Source organism: Moraxella sp. CTOTU49097 (assembly GCF_032064105.1).
In the GTDB taxonomy this organism is placed as follows: domain Bacteria; phylum Pseudomonadota; class Gammaproteobacteria; order Pseudomonadales; family Moraxellaceae; genus Faucicola; species Faucicola osloensis_B.
The window spans coordinates 36621-55186 of the sequence record NZ_DAMBOA010000002.1 but is presented as its reverse complement, the minus strand read 5'-3'; the positions used below and the strand labels follow the sequence as shown (position 1 = coordinate 55186).

Annotated in this window: 16 protein-coding genes; 12 read left to right on the top strand and 4 right to left on the bottom strand. The window is 43.7% G+C overall.

What is annotated here, in order from left to right:
- Positions 1-6 precede the first annotated feature (6 nt).
- Positions 7-2853: a DNA polymerase I gene (polA, locus tag RT064_RS01855; protein WP_313060759.1), complete on the bottom strand. Its 2847-nt coding sequence runs from the start codon at positions 2851-2853 to the stop codon at positions 7-9.
- Between the two features lie 357 nt (positions 2854-3210).
- Between polA and RT064_RS01850 the strand changes: the two genes are divergently transcribed.
- From RT064_RS01850 to RT064_RS01840, 3 genes are all read left to right on the top strand, one after another.
- Positions 3211-4026, top strand: coding sequence for a thioesterase family protein (locus tag RT064_RS01850; protein WP_313060756.1), 816 nt, complete (start codon positions 3211-3213; stop codon positions 4024-4026).
- A gap of 22 nt (positions 4027-4048) precedes the next feature.
- Positions 4049-4702, top strand: a complete 654-nt coding sequence (locus RT064_RS01845) for a methyltransferase domain-containing protein (RefSeq protein WP_313060755.1) — start codon at positions 4049-4051, stop codon at positions 4700-4702.
- Positions 4703-4803: 101 nt separating this feature from the next.
- The gene (locus RT064_RS01840; RefSeq protein WP_313060753.1) at positions 4804-5169 is read left to right on the top strand and encodes a hypothetical protein; all 366 of its coding nucleotides are present in this window, start codon (positions 4804-4806) and stop codon (positions 5167-5169) included.
- Positions 5170-5265: 96 nt separating this feature from the next.
- Here RT064_RS01840 and RT064_RS01835 read toward each other — a convergent pair whose 3' ends face one another.
- Together RT064_RS01835 and RT064_RS01830 are read right to left on the bottom strand one after the other, a co-directional pair.
- Positions 5266-6483: an alpha-hydroxy acid oxidase gene (locus RT064_RS01835; protein ID WP_313060752.1), complete on the bottom strand. Its 1218-nt coding sequence runs from the start codon at positions 6481-6483 to the stop codon at positions 5266-5268.
- 188 nt (positions 6484-6671) lie between these two features.
- Complete coding sequence (locus tag RT064_RS01830) at positions 6672-6959, bottom strand: glutaredoxin family protein (protein WP_313060750.1); 288 nt, start codon at positions 6957-6959, stop codon at positions 6672-6674.
- A 135-nt stretch (positions 6960-7094) separates the two neighbouring features.
- Here RT064_RS01830 and mtgA point away from each other — a divergent pair, with 135 nt between their 5' ends.
- From mtgA to RT064_RS01805, 5 genes are all read left to right on the top strand, one after another.
- Positions 7095-7835: a monofunctional biosynthetic peptidoglycan transglycosylase gene (gene mtgA / locus RT064_RS01825; protein WP_409519519.1), complete on the top strand. Its 741-nt coding sequence runs from the start codon at positions 7095-7097 to the stop codon at positions 7833-7835.
- A gap of 87 nt (positions 7836-7922) precedes the next feature.
- A complete protein-coding gene (ppk1, locus tag RT064_RS01820; protein WP_313060747.1) occupies positions 7923-10121 on the top strand; it encodes a polyphosphate kinase 1 in 2199 nt (732 codons plus the stop codon).
- A gap of 351 nt (positions 10122-10472) precedes the next feature.
- Entirely contained in the window at positions 10473-10676 is a 204-nt protein-coding gene (locus RT064_RS01815; protein WP_313060744.1) for a hypothetical protein, read from the top strand.
- A gap of 127 nt (positions 10677-10803) precedes the next feature.
- On the top strand, positions 10804-11154 hold the full coding sequence (locus RT064_RS01810; protein WP_313060740.1) for a hypothetical protein: 351 nt from the start codon (positions 10804-10806) through the stop codon (positions 11152-11154).
- Positions 11155-11230: 76 nt separating this feature from the next.
- Positions 11231-11485: a hypothetical protein gene (locus tag RT064_RS01805; protein WP_313060737.1), complete on the top strand. Its 255-nt coding sequence runs from the start codon at positions 11231-11233 to the stop codon at positions 11483-11485.
- A 113-nt stretch (positions 11486-11598) separates the two neighbouring features.
- Here the strand turns inward: RT064_RS01805 and RT064_RS01800 are convergent, their stop codons facing one another.
- Positions 11599-12246 carry a MiaE family protein gene (locus RT064_RS01800; protein WP_409519518.1) on the bottom strand — a complete coding sequence of 216 codons (648 nt, stop codon included), beginning with the start codon at positions 12244-12246 and terminating at the stop codon, positions 11599-11601.
- A gap of 269 nt (positions 12247-12515) precedes the next feature.
- Here RT064_RS01800 and RT064_RS01795 point away from each other — a divergent pair, with 269 nt between their 5' ends.
- From RT064_RS01795 to RT064_RS01780, 4 genes are all read left to right on the top strand, one after another.
- Positions 12516-14693 carry a malate synthase G gene (locus RT064_RS01795; RefSeq protein ID WP_313060734.1) on the top strand — a complete coding sequence of 726 codons (2178 nt, stop codon included), beginning with the start codon at positions 12516-12518 and terminating at the stop codon, positions 14691-14693.
- Positions 14694-14935: 242 nt separating this feature from the next.
- Positions 14936-15946 carry a porin gene (locus tag RT064_RS01790; protein WP_313060732.1) on the top strand — a complete coding sequence of 337 codons (1011 nt, stop codon included), beginning with the start codon at positions 14936-14938 and terminating at the stop codon, positions 15944-15946.
- A 162-nt stretch (positions 15947-16108) separates the two neighbouring features.
- Positions 16109-17158, top strand: a complete 1050-nt coding sequence (locus RT064_RS01785) for a porin (RefSeq protein ID WP_313060730.1) — start codon at positions 16109-16111, stop codon at positions 17156-17158.
- A 391-nt stretch (positions 17159-17549) separates the two neighbouring features.
- Positions 17550-18563: a porin gene (locus RT064_RS01780; protein ID WP_313060728.1), complete on the top strand. Its 1014-nt coding sequence runs from the start codon at positions 17550-17552 to the stop codon at positions 18561-18563.
- Positions 18564-18566: the final 3 nt, after the last annotated feature.

Here is an 18566-nt window from a genome sequence, read left to right as displayed (position 1 = left end):
AAAAAATTAATGCGCCTCATCCCAATTATCACCAATACCCACTTCAACCACAAGCGGCACGGCAAAATCCACATCCCAGCCTTTTTCCTTAGCGGTTTTTGACAACACATCTTGCATGGCGTTTTTTATCAACTCGGCAATCGCCTCGGCTTTATCCTCATCGGCTTCAAACACCAGCTCATCATGCACCTGTAGTAGCATTTTAGCGTGCTCTGTGGGCAATACCTCATTCACCGCAATCATAGCAAGTTTGATGATATCGGCAGCTGAGCCTTGTAGTGGCGCATTAATCGCCGCGCGTTCTGCCGCTTGGCGCACGCCGCGGTTGGGGTGCTGCATATCGGGGGTGAATAGCTTACGCCCCAAAATCGTGGTGATATAGCCTTGGTTTTGCGCAGCCGTGCGGGTGGCTTGCATATAGGCACGCACCGTAGGGTAGCGGGCAAAGTACAGCTTGATATAGTCTTGCGCTTGCTGGCGAGTGAAGCCCAACTGCTTGGCAAGCCCAAATTCACTCATGCCATAGAGTAGCCCAAAGTTCACCGCTTTGGCTTGGCGGCGTTCTTCGCTCGTCACATCATCGAACGCCTTGCCCAAAATCTCAGCGGCGGTGGCGCGGTGAATGTCATGCCCTTCCTGAAACGCGCGAATCAGCACAGGGTCATTGGCAAAGTGTGCCATCAGCCGAAGCTCGATTTGCGAATAGTCGGCTGATAGCACTTTGCGACCTTTGGGGGCAATAAACGCGCCACGAATCAACCGCCCAGTATCGGTGCGAATGGGGATATTTTGCAAATTCGGCTCAGTCGATGACAACCGTCCTGTGGTCGTCAACGCTTGATGATAACTGGTATGCACGCGGTCGTTGCTGTCTGCCACATTTGCCAACGCGTCTGTATAGGTGCTTTTAAGCTTGGACAGACTGCGATGCTCAAGCACGGTTTCAATCAGCGGATGGTCGATGGTGGCAAGCACCGCTTCGCTAGTGGAATATTGACCTGTTTTGGTTTTTTTACCGCCTGTAATACCTAAACGGTCAAACAGCACTTCACCCAACTGCTTTGGACTGGCAAGGTTAAAGGTTTCGCCCGCTTGCGCAAAGGCGACTGTTTCAAGTGCTTGGATTTTTTCATCAAAACGCGCGGATAGTTCCCCCAAAAACGCTTTATTGAGCAAAATCCCGTCATGCTCCATTTGGCACAGGATTTGGGCAACGGGGATTTCTAGTTCATGAAGCAGCTTGGCGTTGTTCGGTTCGGCGTTGAGTTTTTCGCTAAACAGTTCAAATAGCTGATAGGTGATATCGGCGTCTTCACAGGCGTAGTCACTTGCGACGGTTAAAGGGACTTTGTCAAAGGTGATTTGCTTGGCGCCTTTGCCTGCCACATCTTCAAAGGTGATGGTTTGGGTGTGTAGATAGTGGCGCGCCAAGTCGTCCATACCGTGACGGGTGGCAACAGCATTAATCACATAGCTGGCAAGCATGGTGTCCATCGCCCAGTTGCTCGGCTCGTTGATTAAGTCGATGTCATAATTTGCCAAAATATGCGCGTCGTATTTTAAGTGCTGACCGATTTTGCCGATTTGAGGATTTTGTAAAATCGGTTTTAACTGGGCTAAAACGTCCTCGCGGGCAAGTTGTTCAATCCGATTGCCCATCTCATCAACGTGGGCAACGGGCACATAGTAGGCTTCATGCGACTGCAGCGCAAACGACAAGCCGACAAGCTCTGCATGTTGCCAATTTACATCGGTGGTTTCGGTATCAATGACAAAATGCTTTGATGCGCCAAGGCGTTGGATTAACGTATCAAAATCGGCCTGGCTGGTGACAGTGTGCCACTGCTTGTTGGCAGTATTTTTGCTATCTTGGCTAGTTTTAATCGCTTCCACCACGGCATTTTGAGCAGACTCAGCGGCTTTAAAATTACCGTTATTGGACGGGTGAAACGGATGATTGAGCGACGCTATTTCGCTTTTAAATTCCAGTTCGGTAAAAATTGCGCGTTTTTCTGCTATGTTAAAACTTGGGTCAGTCGGTAGTCGCAAAGTCTCCCAGTCAGGCACGATATCAAGGTCGGTGATAATGGTCGCCAAGCGTTTATCTAGCGCAATACTGTCGGTGCTTTGCAAAAAGGTTTGTTGTTGCTTGCCTTTTAATTGGTCGACATTGGCAAGGATATTGTCAATGCTGTCGTATTGTTCAAGCAGTTTTTGCGCGGTTTTTGCGCCGATGCCTGCGACACCTTTGATACCATCCGATGCGTCACCCATGAGGGTGAGATAGTCGATGATTTGACGGGGCTCGACACCAAATTTTTCTTTGACCCCCGCGATGTCATAGCGTTTGTCATCAAAGCTGTTTTCCACGATGACGCAGGGATTGACCAGTTGGCACATATCTTTGTCGCCTGTGGAGATGATGACATGATGACCTTCTAGGCAAGCACGGTGGGCGAGTGTGCCGATGATGTCGTCAGCTTCTACGCCTTCAATCGCGAGTAGCGGTATGCCCATCGCTTGTATCATCTTGTGGATGTAAGGGATTTGCTCGGCAAGTTCGGCGGGCATTTCTGGGCGGTCGCCTTTATAAATGGGGGAAAGCTTGTGGCGAAAGGTGGGCGCTTTGGTATCAAACGCCACCGCCATGTGGGTTGGGCGGTATTTTTCCATCAGTTTTTTGAGGGCGTTGAGCGTGCCGCGGATGGAGTTGGTGTGTAAGCCTTGGGTGGTTTGCATGGTGACAGGCAAGGCGTGAAAATTGCGGAACATATAATACGAGCCGTCCACCAAGATAAACGGCGGCTTGTCGGTGTTGATGTGATCGGTATCAAGTAGGGCAGTTGCAGTCATAGGATTACTTATCTTTATGTTGTTAAAATATAGGCTAATATCAAAATATAAGACAGTGTCAAAATACAGAAAAATTTTATATTATCCGCGTATTATACTGGCTTTTTGCGGCTAATCGTTAAGCATTTCAAACTCATTCATTGGCAGAAGGTGGATAGATTTTGGCGGATGCAAATCGGGTGTATGCTAAGCAAGTACGAAGTTTGGCGGGTCATCATGGCGGCAACTTTGCAAAAATTCCACCAATAGCCGATAGCCAATGTGCTACAATTTTTTAGCAATTTTAGGCGTTTTACCAATTTTTAGGCACAACCAATTTCTATGGATAAGCAATTTTTAGTCACAAAAGGGAACTTTATGGGCAATACCTATTACACACTGCTTGACCGCACCATAACCGATGATATCACCACATCAAACTACCGCTGCAATATCCACTGCCAAGGCGCATGGAATGACAACGAACAACATATGGCGGCAGCGACAGGACTGTTGGCTTACGAGCTTGAACAATTCAAACCGCGCAGTGATATGCGTATCGGACGCATCAGTCTGGATATTTTTGGGCTGATTCATTTTGGCGATGTTAGCGTGACCACCCACATTATCCGCCCGGGTCGCACTATCGAACTGGTCGAAACTACCATGGCAGCCAATGGCAAAACCTGTATCGTTGCCCGCGCGTGGCGTATGCAAACCAGCGACACATCAGAGATTGCAGGGCTTGAAGATGAGCGAATTGGTCATCCAGAAAGCTATCCGAACTGGGATGGCATGAAGCATTGGGGCGGTGGCTATATCGACAGTATTTATCTTAAAGCCGACCCCGACAACCGCCAAGGCGACGGCATCGTGTGGATCAATACCGATATCGACATGGTCGAAGAAAACGGCGAAACAAAGCCCACATCCGACTTTGTGCATTTGATGGGCATGGTCGATACCGCCAATGGCGTGGTACCGCGTATTCACCAACCCAATACCATTGAATGGTTTTTCCCTAATTTAGATTTGCAAATCCATCTGCATCGCATGCCTGTTGGGCGTTGGCTAGGACTTGAGACCGTGCAACAATTTGGGGGCGATGGCGTGGGTCTGACCAGTAGCGTGCTGCATGACGCACACGGCGCGTTTGGTCGTAGCGAGCAAATTTTAACCATTCGAAAAGCCTAAAAAACTATCAGGAGCAGCAATCATGGAAGATAACAACACATTAACTGAACACTCAGTCAACGACGCCGAATTTTGGCAAAAACGCTATGATGATGGCTATACTGGGTGGGACATCGGTAAAGTTTCGCCACCCCTGCAAGCCTATATCGAGCATTTACTCGACAACGGCGTGAGTAAATCGGCACGGATTTTAATCCCGGGTGCGGGCAACGCCTACGAAGCAGGCTATCTTCACGAACAAGGTTTTAGCCATGTTTATGTGGTGGATTTTGCTAGGCTCCCTTTGGATAATTTTGCCAAGCGCTATCCCAGTTTTCCCAAAGCGCACCTGCTACAAGCGGATTTTTTTGGCTTAGACCCTACGCAGTATCAGTTTGATTATATTATTGAGCAGACGTTTTTTTGCGCGATTGACCCCAGTAGACGCAGCGATTATGCCAAGCAAATGCAAAAGCTCCTCAAACCCACGGGTAAATTGGTGGGCTTATTGCTAGATAAGCATTTTGAAAGCAATCCACCGTTTGGTGGCGACAAGCAAGAATATGAAACATTATTTCAGCAGTTTTTCACCATTGATAAACTGGCGCCTTGCTATAATTCAATTAAGCCCAGACAGGGTAGCGAATTATTTTTTATCCTAAGCCAAAAGAAGGTAGAGAACGCACGTATTTTTTAAGGGTTATACTACTAATCGTTAAACCACTAATTTTTCAACTGCTAATCGTTACACTAGCATTTTTTTGGCGATACATACTGATACACATTGAGGCAATCAAAATGATGTTTCTTGAACTTCATGAAGGCACGATTGGTTTGGAGGATATGAAGCGTATCGTCCACAAGTTACTTGAGAACAAGGCGGTGTTTAGACAGTTAAGCCCCGAGCTTTACAGCGATTTGGCTTATATCATCACCCCGACGCTCGCAAGCGACCACAATGAAGCCAATATCCGTGCCAAATTTCGCGAAGTTGTACAGAATTTTGTGATTCAAGGCGACAATGGTCAGCCCATGCGGTTTTATCTTGATGAACAGTTTAATCGCTTGTACTTTGGTGATGAAGCAGGCTGGAAAGAAGCGCAGGGTTTTGAAGCGCGGGAAATGGATGCAAGCCTGCTTCAAAAACAATTACCTAAGCTTTAAAATCAGCTTTAAAATCAGCTGTTAACAAGAGATTAGCAAAAGGACGGGCAAAGTGCGCAAACACTTCACATCCGTCCTTTTGTTTAATACGCTAGATTAACTACGCTCTCGCACAATGAAGGGACGAGTCAGTAAGTCTTCATACGTGCCTTTGATGAGGATATCTTTGCTCACCTGTTGGATATTGGTATAGCCACCAAATGCCATACTAATGTCCATCTCGTTATAGATAATTTCAAGCGCGCGGCGCACACCGTCCTCGCCATACGCCCCCAAGCCATACAAAAATGCCCGACCAATCATGGTGGCTTTTGCGCCAAGCGCAATGGCTTTGAGCGCATCTTGACCTGAGCGCACGCCACTGTCTAAGAAAATCTCGCAGCTAGTGGCATGGGTGCCACTTTCTGCTTGTACGGCTTGTACGATATCTGCCAGCATTGAGATACTCGATGCCGCGCCATCAAGCTGACGTCCGCCGTGATTTGACACCACTATGGCATCGGCGCCACTGCGTACCGCCATCACAGCATCATCAGGGTCAAGGATGCCTTTGATGATGAGCTTGCCACCCCATAAGTCTTTGATCCATGCCACATCATCCCAGCTTAACGTCGGGTCAAACTGCTGCGATGTCCAAGCACCCAGCGATGACATGTTTTCCACGCCTTTGACATGTCCGACGATATTGCCAAAGGTATGACGTCTGGTGCCAAGCATATGCAAGCACCATTCAGGCTTGGTCATGAGGTTTAATAGGTTGGTGAGGGTGGGCTTGGGTGGGGCAGACAAGCCATTTTTAATGTCTTTGTGTCGTTGTCCCAGCACTTGTAAATCTGCGGTCAAAATCAATGCCGAGCAATGGGCTGCTTTGGCACGGGCGATGAGATTTTTCATAAATTCACGGTCGCGCATCACATACAACTGAAACCAAAAAGGCGCTGTGGTATGGGCGGCGACATCTTCAATCGAGCAGATACTCATGGTGGATAGCGAGAAGGGTATACCAAATTTTTCTGCTGCCCGCGCCGCATGAATCTCGCCATCTGCCCACATCATCCCAGTAAATCCTGTAGGCGCAATGGCCACCGGCATAGTGACGGGTTGACCAATCATAGTGGTGGCTAGGCTACGTCCATCCATGTTGCGGAGCACTTTTTGGCGTAATTTGATACGGTCAAAATCGGTTTCATTATTGTAATAGGTCGTCTGCGTCCACGACCCAGAGTCTACATAATCATAAAACATACGCGGCACTTTACGCTCTGCCACGCGGCGCAAGTCTTCGATATGCGTCATTTTGGATAAGTCTTTCATGGTGGGTCCTTTGTAAAGGGGCTAGCTACGCTATTGAAATAACACGCATAAGAGTTATTAGGTTGTGATTTATTAGGCTGCAATGCGAACAATGGGCGATAAGCGTTAGAGAGTTGATTATAAAAAAAATTTGCCAAGACATAATGAATTAAATTTTTAATATTATGCCAATAATCTATATTGGCTTTTCAGCTTAACGCCATAATATCCATGATGGAAAAAGGGTAATATAGCGTCTTGTTAGCGGTGACTAGCACAGGTATTTTATCAGCAAATTCCAGTATCTCTTGTTCTGGTAACTCGGCAATATCAATCGACTGCCATCGTATATCGGCAACGGCTTGTGCTTGCAGCAATAAGCTTTCAGCGATTTCACACAGATGACAGCCGACTGTGCCATATAATCGCCAAGTAGTTGGGTCAGCCATAATGTGATCGTGGATGTTTGTGATGTTTTGCGCGTCGAAGTCGGACATATTCTGCCTTAGCATATAGCCAAAAATGCCATAATACGTTATATTTTTAGCTTAAGCCATCGCTGCTTTTGCCCCCGCCGCTAGGAATACATCGTGCCTAAATCCAAACCAACTACCAAAAAAACTGCTACCAAAATGTCGTTAAAGCCCAAAGGTGTCAACACAGCTTTACCACCCACCAACCGCGGTATCGGGTTTGGCGGCTGGTTTAAGCGTATTTTGCTCATAGTTATTGCCTGCTTTGTTGCGTTTCATGTAATAGTTGCAGCCTTATTGGTTGGCTGGAAAACCCAGCCTATCAACAACAGCATGTTCATGATACTGTATCGCTTGGGCAATTTTGCCCCTGTCAGTCAGACCTGGGTGGATGATAATCAAATTTCGGTGAATGTAAAACGCGCGGCGATTGCCAGTGAAGATGCCAACTTTGTCAATCATGCTGGCTTTGATGTGCAGGGCATTGAGAATGCGATTAAGAAAAATGAAAAAGCGGGAGCTATCAGCGCGGGTGGCTCAACCATTAGCCAACAGCTTGCCAAGAATTTATTTTTATACCCCAACCGCTCGTATTTTCGCAAAGGCGAAGAAGCGTTAATTACTTTGATGATTGAAAATCTGTGGACCAAAGAGCGGATTTTGCTTGCTTATCTCAATGTCGCAGAGTTTGGCAAAGGCATTTATGGCATTGAAGCAGCCGCTCAGCACTACTACCATAAGTCGGCAGCGCATTTGACCAAGCGACAAGCCGCATCTTTGATTGCCATGTTACCTAACCCCAAATATTTTGAAGACAACCGTAACGACCGCCGCCTGCTTAACAAAACCCAAATTATTTTAAGGCGCATGGGTGCGGCAGATTTGCCCGACACGGAATAGTCAAAAAACTCATGTATCATTACACGCTTATCATTACATTGTTAACTTTACACTGTTAAAAATGCTTGACCATAAAAGGACTGTGCTATGCCAAACACTGCCAAACAAGATAAACCCAGCGAAGAGCATGTATCACAAATCAATCCGATACTAGGCTTTAACAGTATTTGCTACCCAAACGTGTTTGAATCCCAACAAGACGATAGCGAGCTGTACTTTAATCGTGAATTGTCACTGTTACAGTTTCATCAGCGGGTACTCGCCCAAGCCACCAATCCCCGCCATCCACTACTTGAACGACTGTTTTTCTTGATTATTTTTTCATCCAATTTAGATGAATTTTTTGAAATCCGTGTCGCAGGCTTGATGCAAAAAGTACAAATGGGCGATGTGGTGAGCAGTATCGATGGGATGCGTCCCAGTAAGGTTTTGTCATATATCTCTGAAATCGCCCATCATGCGGTGGATGAGCAATACCGTATTTTGAACGATGAAATTTTGCCTGCACTGGCGGAGCAAGACATTCGCTACCTAAAACGTGATGAGTTGACCCCAGAGCAAGCCGCATGGGTAAAAAAATACTTTGCCGAACAAGTCGCGCCCGTGCTGACGCCGATTAGTATTGACCCTGCCCATCCTTTTCCTAGATTGGTCAATAAAAGCTTGAATTTTATGGTGGGCTTAGAGGGCAAAGATGGCTTTGGTCGTGATATTAACATGGCGATTGTGCCTGCACCTCGAAGCTTACCGCGGGTTATTCGCTTACCCAATGAACTGACAGGTGGTAAAGAACATCACATCATGCTAACCGCAGTGATTCACGGGCATATCGAAGACTTATTCCCTGGTATGACGGTCACTGGCTGCCACCAATTTCGTTTGACGCGTAACGCCGATTTAGATTTATCCGACGATGTCGAAGACTTGGCGAAAGCGTTGGAAGGTGAGTTAGAGAACCGTCGATTTGGTGCCAAAGTGCGCTTAGAAGTGACCACCTATTGCCCACAGCCGATGGTGGATTATCTACTTGATGAGTTTGGTTTAAGCCAAGAGCAACTATACCGTGTCAATGGTCCTGTCAATCTGACGCGTTTGTTGTTTGATTTTAAAATCCCAAATTTGCGTTATCAGCCGTTTAATCATGCCATTCCCAAAGCGTTTCGCCGTGATAGCTTGGATAAAAATGAAAACGTATTTCATGCCATTCGTAAGCAAGATGTATTGGTGCATCACCCGTTTCATTCGTTTTCACCTGTGGTCAACATTTTGCGCCAAGCCGCCAATGACCCGCATGTATTAGCCATTAAACAGACCCTTTACCGCTCGGGGACAAACTCTGAAATTGTCCAAGCGCTGGCCGAAGCTGCGCGTAAAGGCAAAGAAGTCACCGCGGTGATTGAGCTACGCGCGCGCTTTGATGAAAAATCCAACATCGAAGTAGCAAACTTTCTGCAGCAGGCTGGGGCAGTGGTGGTGTATGGCATCGTCGGCTACAAGACCCACGCCAAGCTGATGATGATTGTGCGCCGTGAGGAAGATAAAATCCGCCGCTATGTGCATTTGGGCACAGGCAACTACCATGCGGGCAATGCCAAAGCTTATACCGACTATGGTCTATTTACCGCCAATGAAGCAATCACCGAAGATGTGCATAAAATCTTTAACGAACTCACAGGCATGGGCAAACCAGCCAAAGTGCAAAAATTACTGCACGCACCCTTCACCTTACATGATAGACTCATGGGTTTTATTGACAACGAAATTGCCCATGCCAAAGCAGGCAAAGAGGCGCATATCATCATCAAGGTCAATGCGATGACCGAAAAACTACTGATTGACAAGCTATATGAAGCATCGCAAGCAGGCGTTAAAGTCAATCTAATTATTCGTTCAATGTGTTGTATTCGTCCGCAATTACCCGGCATATCCGACAACATCACCGTGCGCTCTATCGTTGGGCGTTTTTTGGAGCATACCCGCGTGTATTATTTTGCCAATGGGCATCAAAATCCCAATGCTAATGGCAAACGCACTCACCGTTTATATTGCGCCAGTGCAGACTGGATGGATCGCAATTTGTTTAGCCGCGTTGAAGTGGCTTTCCCCATTGAAGACCCAATCGTCTTCAAACGCATTATGGAAGATTTGCACAATTACCTCAAAGACAATGTTAATGCATGGGAGCTTGATGCCAAAGGCACATGGCGAGCGATTACCCCTCGTGAAGGTGAAGCAGCATTCTCGGCACAAGATTATTTATTGACCAAAATCACTAGAAAAAGCTAATGTTGCTAGTCATAGGTTTTGAGTCAATTACACCGCTATCTAGAGAAGATGGCGGTTTTTTTGATGAGTGCTGCGCTGATTTACACCCAGCGTTCAAAATTTACCGAATAGTAATAAATCTACCAAAATTTCACACAGCTAAACACTTATCACATAGTGATAACAGCTTGTTACGCGAACACTTATCATAAACTGGCTTTATTTGCTACTATCGAACTTATAAAAGCAAAAGTATAAAAGCGATTGAATTGGCTATTTTTTTACATAAATTTAATCGTGCTCTATTTAGAAGTCTTTGATTAAAATCTTTGACTTGAATTGATACTAATAAAAAACATAAGGAAAATTATCATGTCACAGAATCAAGCACAAAACCAAGCACAGAATCAATCAAGTAACCAAACCGAGATTCAAAAAGCCACAGAAAATGTGGATCCTAGTCAATTATCAGAAAATTTGGATAAACAGAATAGCGTGAAAGGTGAGCCACAAGACTTAGACAAAAGTGAAAGCACCCCTTTTATTGACGAATCATTGCGTACTGACAATCACTAGAATTTTAATTGTTAAACTTTTGAATACTAAGCTTTTAATCATTCAGTTTTGATTGACTAATTTATACAGCTCAACTCATAAAAATAATAACTTATTGAGCGATAACAATTAATTAAAGGAATAAAAAATGCAGAATCAAAATAATGTAGAAATTGTGGATCCAAAAACAGGTGTCGCTGTGACCCCGCAAGCCGTTATAGTAGAAGACAGTGTCACCCACCAATCAGGGGATGGTGTCACTACAGGCATGTCCCCGTCAATGGAAACACCCGATATTTTTGATAATACTCCACAAGCGGCGGTGAAAGTCCAATCCGCAGAAGACGTGGCGAATGGCGAATTATCGGATGAAAATGTGGCGCGTATTTCTGAGGAAGAGGCGCAGAAATTACAGCAAATTGCCCAAGCCAATCTTAATGCAGAAAATTCACTTCATACGTTATCAGACGGTAGTGTAGATATCGACCGAGATCACTAATTTTCGATATCATTAAGTTAAATTTAAGCATGTTGTTGGGTGGATAGCCAAAATTGATACCAAAAAAGGAATGACCATGAATTCACCAGAAGCACAAACCAAACACGTTAATTTAGGCGATAAGTCTGCCGAGTTCGTCGATCGTCGTGACCAACCGGGACAAGCATTCGATGATAATGTCAATGAACATACCATTGGCGGGGACGCGGTTGGTAATGAGGGGCTAAAGAGTGACACCATTAATGAGCGCAATCTTTATAGTACCCCAGAAAATGCCCAAAAACGCACTATAAATCCTGATGGCTCTATTCCAAGCGTTGGTAGTGAGTGACAGTAAGTGGCAGTGAGTAAGTCTGAGGATTAAATTGTAATAGCTAACCATCTACCCCATTTGATGGTTAGCTTTTTTTATCATTACAGTCTACAAAGCGCTTACGAAAACCCTTACGCAATCCAACTAGGTACCCCACTATGAAAGCGTAATTCATCATCGGGTTCATTGATGAGCTGCGTTTCTACTTGACGAAAAAAAGCCACCCGCGCATCAATCGGCTCGTCACTGATACTTTGTGCTAATGCCAAATAATCTTCAAAATGACGACTTTCTGATTTTAGCAAATAGCGATAATATTTTGCCAAACGCTCATCCTCAATCACTTGTGACAGTGCCCAAAAACGTTCACACGATCGGGCTTCGATGAAAGCACCAATAATTAACGTGTCTATCATCGCTTGCGGCTCGTAAGTGCGTTTATGTTTGAGCATACCTGCGGCGTAGCGACCTGCAGCAATATGTTGCCATGCTTGTCCACGTTCTGCCATCAATCCCATCACTTGCTCATAATGGAGCATTTCTTCTCGAATCAGTTGAGCAAGCTTTAATTGCAGCTCGGTATGCGACATATAGCGAAAAATCAAATTCATCGCGGTGCCTGCGGCTTTTTTTTCACAATTGGCATGATCTTGGATGATGGTCGGCAAATCTGCCATCGCGGCTTTGAGCCATTTATCCGACGTCGTGCAACCCAAAAATGCCAAAACAGGGGTGATGTCGATGGGTTTTGGCTGATAGACAGAGTTATCGTTATCCAAGTCGATGACGGCTAATTCATCAAAACTGCCGTCCGTTTGTACTGGGTTATTGATAAGAGCGGAATTTGACAAGGGGTTACTCACTTATTGGCACGTTAATAAAGCGATATTTTACCAAAAATCAGTGATAAAACCCTTAGCACAAAAATTTATATATAACGATTATTTAAAAAATAAATAGTTTTTATTTCTTTATTTTTATAAATGATGTTCGTATAATCAAATGTGAATTTTTTGCTATTTTAGGTCAAAACATAAGGAAAAATGCCATGTCAGAACGCGTTCAAAAGGGTAGTCTAGCAATTGATACACAGCTTTATAACTTCATTGCCAATGAAGTTACGCCAGTCGTGGGCATCGATAACGAAAAATATTGGCAAGAATTTGAAAAAATTGTCAAAGCATTCCAACCCCGTAATAAAGCATTGTTGGCAAAACGTGACGAGATTCAAACCCAAATCGATGACTGGCATGACAACAACCCCGCTAGCAACGGTCAAATCGACAAAGCCGCTTATACCCAATTTTTAAAAGACATCAACTACATCGTACCAGAAGGCGATGACTTTTTGGTTGAAACCCAAAACGTGGATGACGAAATTGCCCATATCGCAGGACCACAGTTAGTGGTACCTGTACGCAATGCCCGTTATGCGCTAAACGCAGCAAATGCGCGTTGGGGCAGCTTGTATGATGCGCTATACGGTACTGATGTCATCGATGAGACCAATGGCGCAGAAAAAGGCAAAGGCTACAACCCTGTTCGTGGTGCCGAAGTCGTAAAATACGCCAAAAATTTCTTGGATGCCAACTTTGCCTTAGCGGAGGGTAAATATGCTGACGTTACCGGTTTTAAAGTTGAAGACGGTAAATTAGTGATACTCCAAGGTGACAAAACTACCTCATTAGCTCAGCCAGAAAAATTCGCAGGTTTCCTAGGCGATGCGGCAAATCCAACGGGTATTTTGCTGAAAAATAACGGCTTACATGCCGAAATCCAAATTGACCCATCAAGCCATGTGGGTAAAGATGACCCTGCAGGCATCAAAGATGTATTGATGGAAGCTGCGGTTACCACCATTCAAGACTGTGAAGACTCAGTCGCTGCCGTTGACGCCGAAGAGAAAGTAGAAGTATATCGCAACTGGTTTGGCTTGATGAAAGGCGACCTAAAAGATAGCTTTGAAAAAAATGGCAAACAAACCACCCGTACCATGAACCCTGACCGTGAATACACCGCGCCAGATGGTGGTAAAGTTACCTTGCACGGCCGTTCAGTGATGCTGATTCGTAACGTCGGTCACTTGATGACCAACCCCGCGATTTTAGTCGATTTTGAAGGCAAACAAGAAGAAATTTATGAAGGCATCATGGATGCGCTAATCACACCCCTGTGTAGCCTGCCAGATATCTTGGGTAAAAACAGCTTAAGCAATTCACGTACAGGTTCAATGTATATCGTAAAACCAAAAATGCACGGTCCAGAAGAAGTGCAATTTACGGTGGATTTATTCTCTGCAGTAGAAAAAGCGTTAAACCTACCCGAGAATACCTTAAAAGTCGGTATCATGGATGAAGAGCGCCGTACTACCGTTAACTTAAAAGAATGTATCCGCGTTGCTAAAAACCGCGTTATCTTTATTAACACAGGCTTTATGGATCGTACCGGTGATGAGATGCACACCAGTATGAAAGCGGGCCCCTTTGTCCGTAAAAACGACATGAAAAATACCGATTGGCTTAATGCTTATGAGCGCTGGAACGTAGACATGGGTGTCAAATTGGGCTTACCTGGTAAAGCGCAAATCGGTAAAGGCATGTGGGCAAAACCTGACAACATGAAAGAAATGGTTGCCACCAAGTCCAATCATCCAAAGTCAGGCGCGACTTGTGCCTGGGTACCATCACCAACAGGCGCAACGCTTCACGCCATGCACTACCATGAAACCAACGTCATGGACGTGTTAGATGATATCAAAAACCGCGAGCCTGCCAAGCTAGATGACATTTTAACCGTGCCACTTGCTACGGATACCAACTGGACAGATGAGCAAAAAACTGCCGAGCTTGAAAACAACATTCAAGGTATTTTAGGATATGTAGCGCGCTGGGTTGACCAAGGCGTTGGCTGTTCTAAAGTACTGGATATTGACGACGTTGCCTTGATGGAAGACCGCGCTACCTTGCGTATTTCTAGTCAGCACGTTGCTAACTGGCTAGCGCATGGGGTTGTGACGCCACAACAAGTGGATGACGTACTCAAACGTATGGCAAAAATGGTCGATGAGCAAAGCAAAGACGATCCGGCTTATATCCCAATGGCAAATGATTATAACACTTGGGCATACAATGCAGCTCGCGATCTTATCTTTAAAGGTACAGTACAACCCAGCGGATATACTGAGCCATTGTTGCATCAAGCCCGTCTTAATCTCAAAGCTAACTAGATTTTAGCAATTCAAACCTATCAATTATTCAAAAAACCATCAGATTTGTAACTGGTGGTTTTTTTATGGCATAAAAATATTGCAAAATGTTTCAGAGTGAATTACTCTACTTTCACAAGGAAAGTTTTAGATTTTGTTAACCGTTTCATTGTTTTGTAACAAATTGTTGGCAAAATCTATCTATACAAAAGAATTGCTACGCATCTGTGTAGTTTTACCTAGGATACTGTGGAGAAATCCTTATGAAAAAAATCGCTCTAGTTTCTGCTATCGCTCTAGCTTCAATTACTGCTGCCCATGCTGCCCCTACTGTATATGGTAAAGTCTTATTAACTGGCGAATATACAGATGTTGATGATAAAACTGCTGCAAATAAAGATACTAGTACCACAAAATTGGTTTCTAACTCTTCGCGCATTGGTTTTAAAGGTGAAGATGATCTTACTGACACTACTAAATTAGTCTATCAATTGGAATACGGTATTGATGTTGATGCTGATACAAATGGTAAAGGTCAATTTTACTCACGTAATACTTTTATTGGCTTAGCGCACAATACAATGGGTACTTTAATTGCGGGTCGTCATGACACCCCTTTTAAATTAGCTAAAGGCGGTGTTGATGTATTCAATGATTACGATAACGTAGCGCTAGGCAAGCTAATGGTAGGTGAAAACCGTGTTAACAACGTGATTGCTTATAAATCACCAACATTGGTAGGTGTGCCAGTTACATTTATGGCTGCTGCAGTATTATCTGAAGAAGATAAAGATGCTGATGTTGCTAATACTGATATCGATGAGGGTGCAAACGGTTATTCTGCATCTTTAGCTTATGATCAAAATGGTGTCTATCTAGCAGCAGGTTACGACAATAATATTCAAAGTAGTAAAACTGATAGTGCATGGCGATTAGCAGGCTCTGTAGACATGGGTAAAATCAACATGGTGCCTGGCCTCACTTTAGGTGCATTGTACCAAGAAACAGATGTGGCTGATAAATCAGATGATGAAAAATCTTGGTTAGTAAGTGGTAAATACAAAATTGGGGCAACGCCATGGGCGGTTAAAGCACAATATATTGACACTTCAAACCAAAGTGGTGTGAAAGACCGTGATGCTCAAGAAATTGCATTAGGGGCTGAATACACTATCAATAAAGCTACTAAAGGTCACTTGTACGCGGCACAAATCGATACTGATAATGTTTCAGATAAAACGATCGTCGGTGGTGGCTTAGAGTATAAATTCTAATTTAATTATCTAAATTAGACGCCTTTAAAAAGACTAATCAGATTGACTGGTTAGTCTTTTTTGTTATTATCCATTTCCTTCGTAAAATTAAATACTAACCCAGCGTATTTATAGCGCAATCAATGTAACAATAGCAAAGTAACAATAGCGAGTAGCAAGCACATGATAAAAAACCTATGGTTTGTCCCAATCGGGCTATTAGTCTCAATGGTCAATACCCAAGCAGCACCCCTCATTTATGGTAAAGTCTTTTTGACCGCAGATTATGTTCAGACCGATTATGACAAGGATTATCGGGTGACTAAAACTGATACTCAGTCACCGAAGGATGAAAAAATTACTGAACTCAATTCCAATTTTTCTTATTTGGGCGTCAAAGCACAGCAACCCTTAACCAATGATACGGATTTAATTTATCAGCTTGAGTATGGCATTGATGTCGATACCGACAGTAAAAATAACAAGGGACAGTTTTACTCTCGCAACACCTATCTTGGTTTGTCTCATCAGCAGTATGGTACCTTGCTGTTAGGGCGGCATGACACCCCTTTTAAGCTACTAAAAATGCGTGTAGATAAATTTGGTAATCATGGGGCAACCTTAAGTATTGACCATGCAGGACCAGAGGGCTATAGCAATTTGGGGGGTTATCGCGCTAACAATGTCGTCATGTACAAATCGCCTGATAATAAAAACACACCCATTACTTATATGGCAGCCGTGAGTTTATCGGAAGTTGATGATAATCAAAATAATGGCAATACTGAAAAAAATGAATCAAAAAATGGTTATTCATCGTCGTTAGCGTATGAGCAACATGGGCTATATGCGGCTGCTGCCTATGATAAAAATATGGGAGTGGAAGATAGTGCTTGGCGCATCGTCACTACCCTTGATACAGGCAAAGCCTTAAAGGCTATCGATGGTCTTACGGTGGGTGCAATGTACCAACGTGCCAATATTTATGACGCTAATCAACACGCAAAAACCGTTTTGATATCAGGTAAGTACGATATGCAACATACCCCTTGGGCAATCAAAGGGCAATTCATCCGCACGGATTTTGGCAGTCAAGCAGTGAGTGAATTAGCGATGGGTAGTGAATATAAATTTAATAGAGCGACGATAGGTCATATTTACGCGGGTCGAATCAGTCGGGATAATTATAAAGATGATACGATTGTTGGGACTGGTATCGAATACAAATTCTGATGCTAATTCAATAAAGAATTGCAATTATTTTACAAGCTAACTAATTTTTTAGTTAGCTTTTTTATTAGCAGAATGAAGTTCGCTATTCGGTTGACAAAAATCAACAATTATCAATTTGATTAAAAATAAATCACAAGTGATATAAAAAGTGTAAAAACTATTGCAAAATATTTCAAAATTGTTATCCTAGTATTTAGAAGTATGTTTTTAGTAATTAGTAAGAATAAATTGTAAATATATTCAAACTTTATTGCTAAACTTATACAGTTAATAGTTGATGCTATTAATAGTAATCAAAGTAAGAATTTTCTTGCTTTGGTTGTTCGGAGAGGTAGTGGTGCTGACAAGTCACCAGTTATCTAAAATTTATTTTTCCTGATAGAGATGTCCTATGAAAAAATTACTTTTAGCCACAGCCGTCGCTGCACTTTCAGTTTCTGCTGCCCATGCTGCTCCTACCGTTTATGGTAAAGTTTTGCTATCTTTAGACTATAAAGATTTCTCAGGCGACAACGGTTATGATGACTCAACTACTTCATTGAACAATAACGGTTCAAAAATTGGGGTAAAAGGTGCTGAGGCTTTGACCGCCAACACTGATTTAATCTACCAGTTAGAATATCGTGTTCATCCTGATGATGGTGGAAAACAACAATTTACCTCACGTGATACTTATATTGGCTTCTCTAACAAACAATATGGTACTTTATTAGCAGGTCGTTTAACTACAATTGATGATTCAATCAATTACGCTAACGTGACTGCAGCAGGTATTATTGATGCTGAAGGTAACCACGGTGCGGATGATGTATTAGCGACTATCACTGCTCCACGTGCAAATAATGCACTTGCCTATATCTCTCCATCATACAATGGCTTGAACTTTATGGGTATGTATTCAATGGATGAAGGTGCAAATTCTGCCACCTCTGACCTAGGTCTTACCAGTGATATTTGGGGTGTAGGTGCAAAATATGAGCCAAATGCTCAGCCTTATCGTGCTGGTGCAACTTATATGCAGACGAACCAAGATGGTAATAGTATAAAAGACCTTCGTGTCAGTGGCGCTTATGATATTACTCCTGCTACTACAATCGGCGCATTGTACCAAACCACTGATTTCGACACAGATGATAATGAACAAGCATTTGCAGTCAGTGCTACCTACAAAACAGCTACGCCTTGGACTGCTTATGGACAAGTGGATGTAGTGAATAATGCAGGCGGTGAAAATGGTAGAGACAAACAACGTTATACACTAGGCGGTAAATATGCCTTTAATGACCATACCACTGGTCATGTATATGGTGCATATGCTAAATCAGACAATTATGTCACTGATGCTGGCACTGTGACAGATATCGACGGTTTTGGTATCGGTACTGGTATCGAATACAAATTCTAATCT

Excerpts from the sequence above, each read along its gene's own strand:
- RT064_RS01785 (WP_313060730.1), top strand. The coding sequence starts at position 16,109 with ATGATAAAAAACCTATGGTTTGTCCCAATCGGGCTATTAGTCTCAATG.
- RT064_RS01815 (WP_313060744.1), top strand. The coding sequence starts at position 10,473 with ATGTCACAGAATCAAGCACAAAACCAAGCACAGAATCAATCAAGTAAC.
- RT064_RS01805 (WP_313060737.1), top strand. The coding sequence starts at position 11,231 with ATGAATTCACCAGAAGCACAAACCAAACACGTTAATTTAGGCGATAAG.
- mtgA (WP_409519519.1), top strand. The coding sequence starts at position 7,095 with ATGTCGTTAAAGCCCAAAGGTGTCAACACAGCTTTACCACCCACCAAC.
- RT064_RS01810 (WP_313060740.1), top strand. The coding sequence starts at position 10,804 with ATGCAGAATCAAAATAATGTAGAAATTGTGGATCCAAAAACAGGTGTC.
- RT064_RS01790 (WP_313060732.1), top strand. The coding sequence starts at position 14,936 with ATGAAAAAAATCGCTCTAGTTTCTGCTATCGCTCTAGCTTCAATTACT.
- RT064_RS01840 (WP_313060753.1), top strand. The coding sequence starts at position 4,804 with ATGATGTTTCTTGAACTTCATGAAGGCACGATTGGTTTGGAGGATATG.
- ppk1 (WP_313060747.1), top strand. The coding sequence starts at position 7,923 with ATGCCAAACACTGCCAAACAAGATAAACCCAGCGAAGAGCATGTATCA.
- RT064_RS01850 (WP_313060756.1), top strand. The coding sequence starts at position 3,211 with ATGGGCAATACCTATTACACACTGCTTGACCGCACCATAACCGATGAT.
- RT064_RS01780 (WP_313060728.1), top strand. The coding sequence starts at position 17,550 with ATGAAAAAATTACTTTTAGCCACAGCCGTCGCTGCACTTTCAGTTTCT.
- RT064_RS01830 (WP_313060750.1), bottom strand. The coding sequence starts at position 6,959 with ATGTCCGACTTCGACGCGCAAAACATCACAAACATCCACGATCACATT.
- RT064_RS01795 (WP_313060734.1), top strand. The coding sequence starts at position 12,516 with ATGTCAGAACGCGTTCAAAAGGGTAGTCTAGCAATTGATACACAGCTT.
- RT064_RS01835 (WP_313060752.1), bottom strand. The coding sequence starts at position 6,483 with ATGAAAGACTTATCCAAAATGACGCATATCGAAGACTTGCGCCGCGTG.
- polA (WP_313060759.1), bottom strand. The coding sequence starts at position 2,853 with ATGACTGCAACTGCCCTACTTGATACCGATCACATCAACACCGACAAG.
- RT064_RS01845 (WP_313060755.1), top strand. The coding sequence starts at position 4,049 with ATGGAAGATAACAACACATTAACTGAACACTCAGTCAACGACGCCGAA.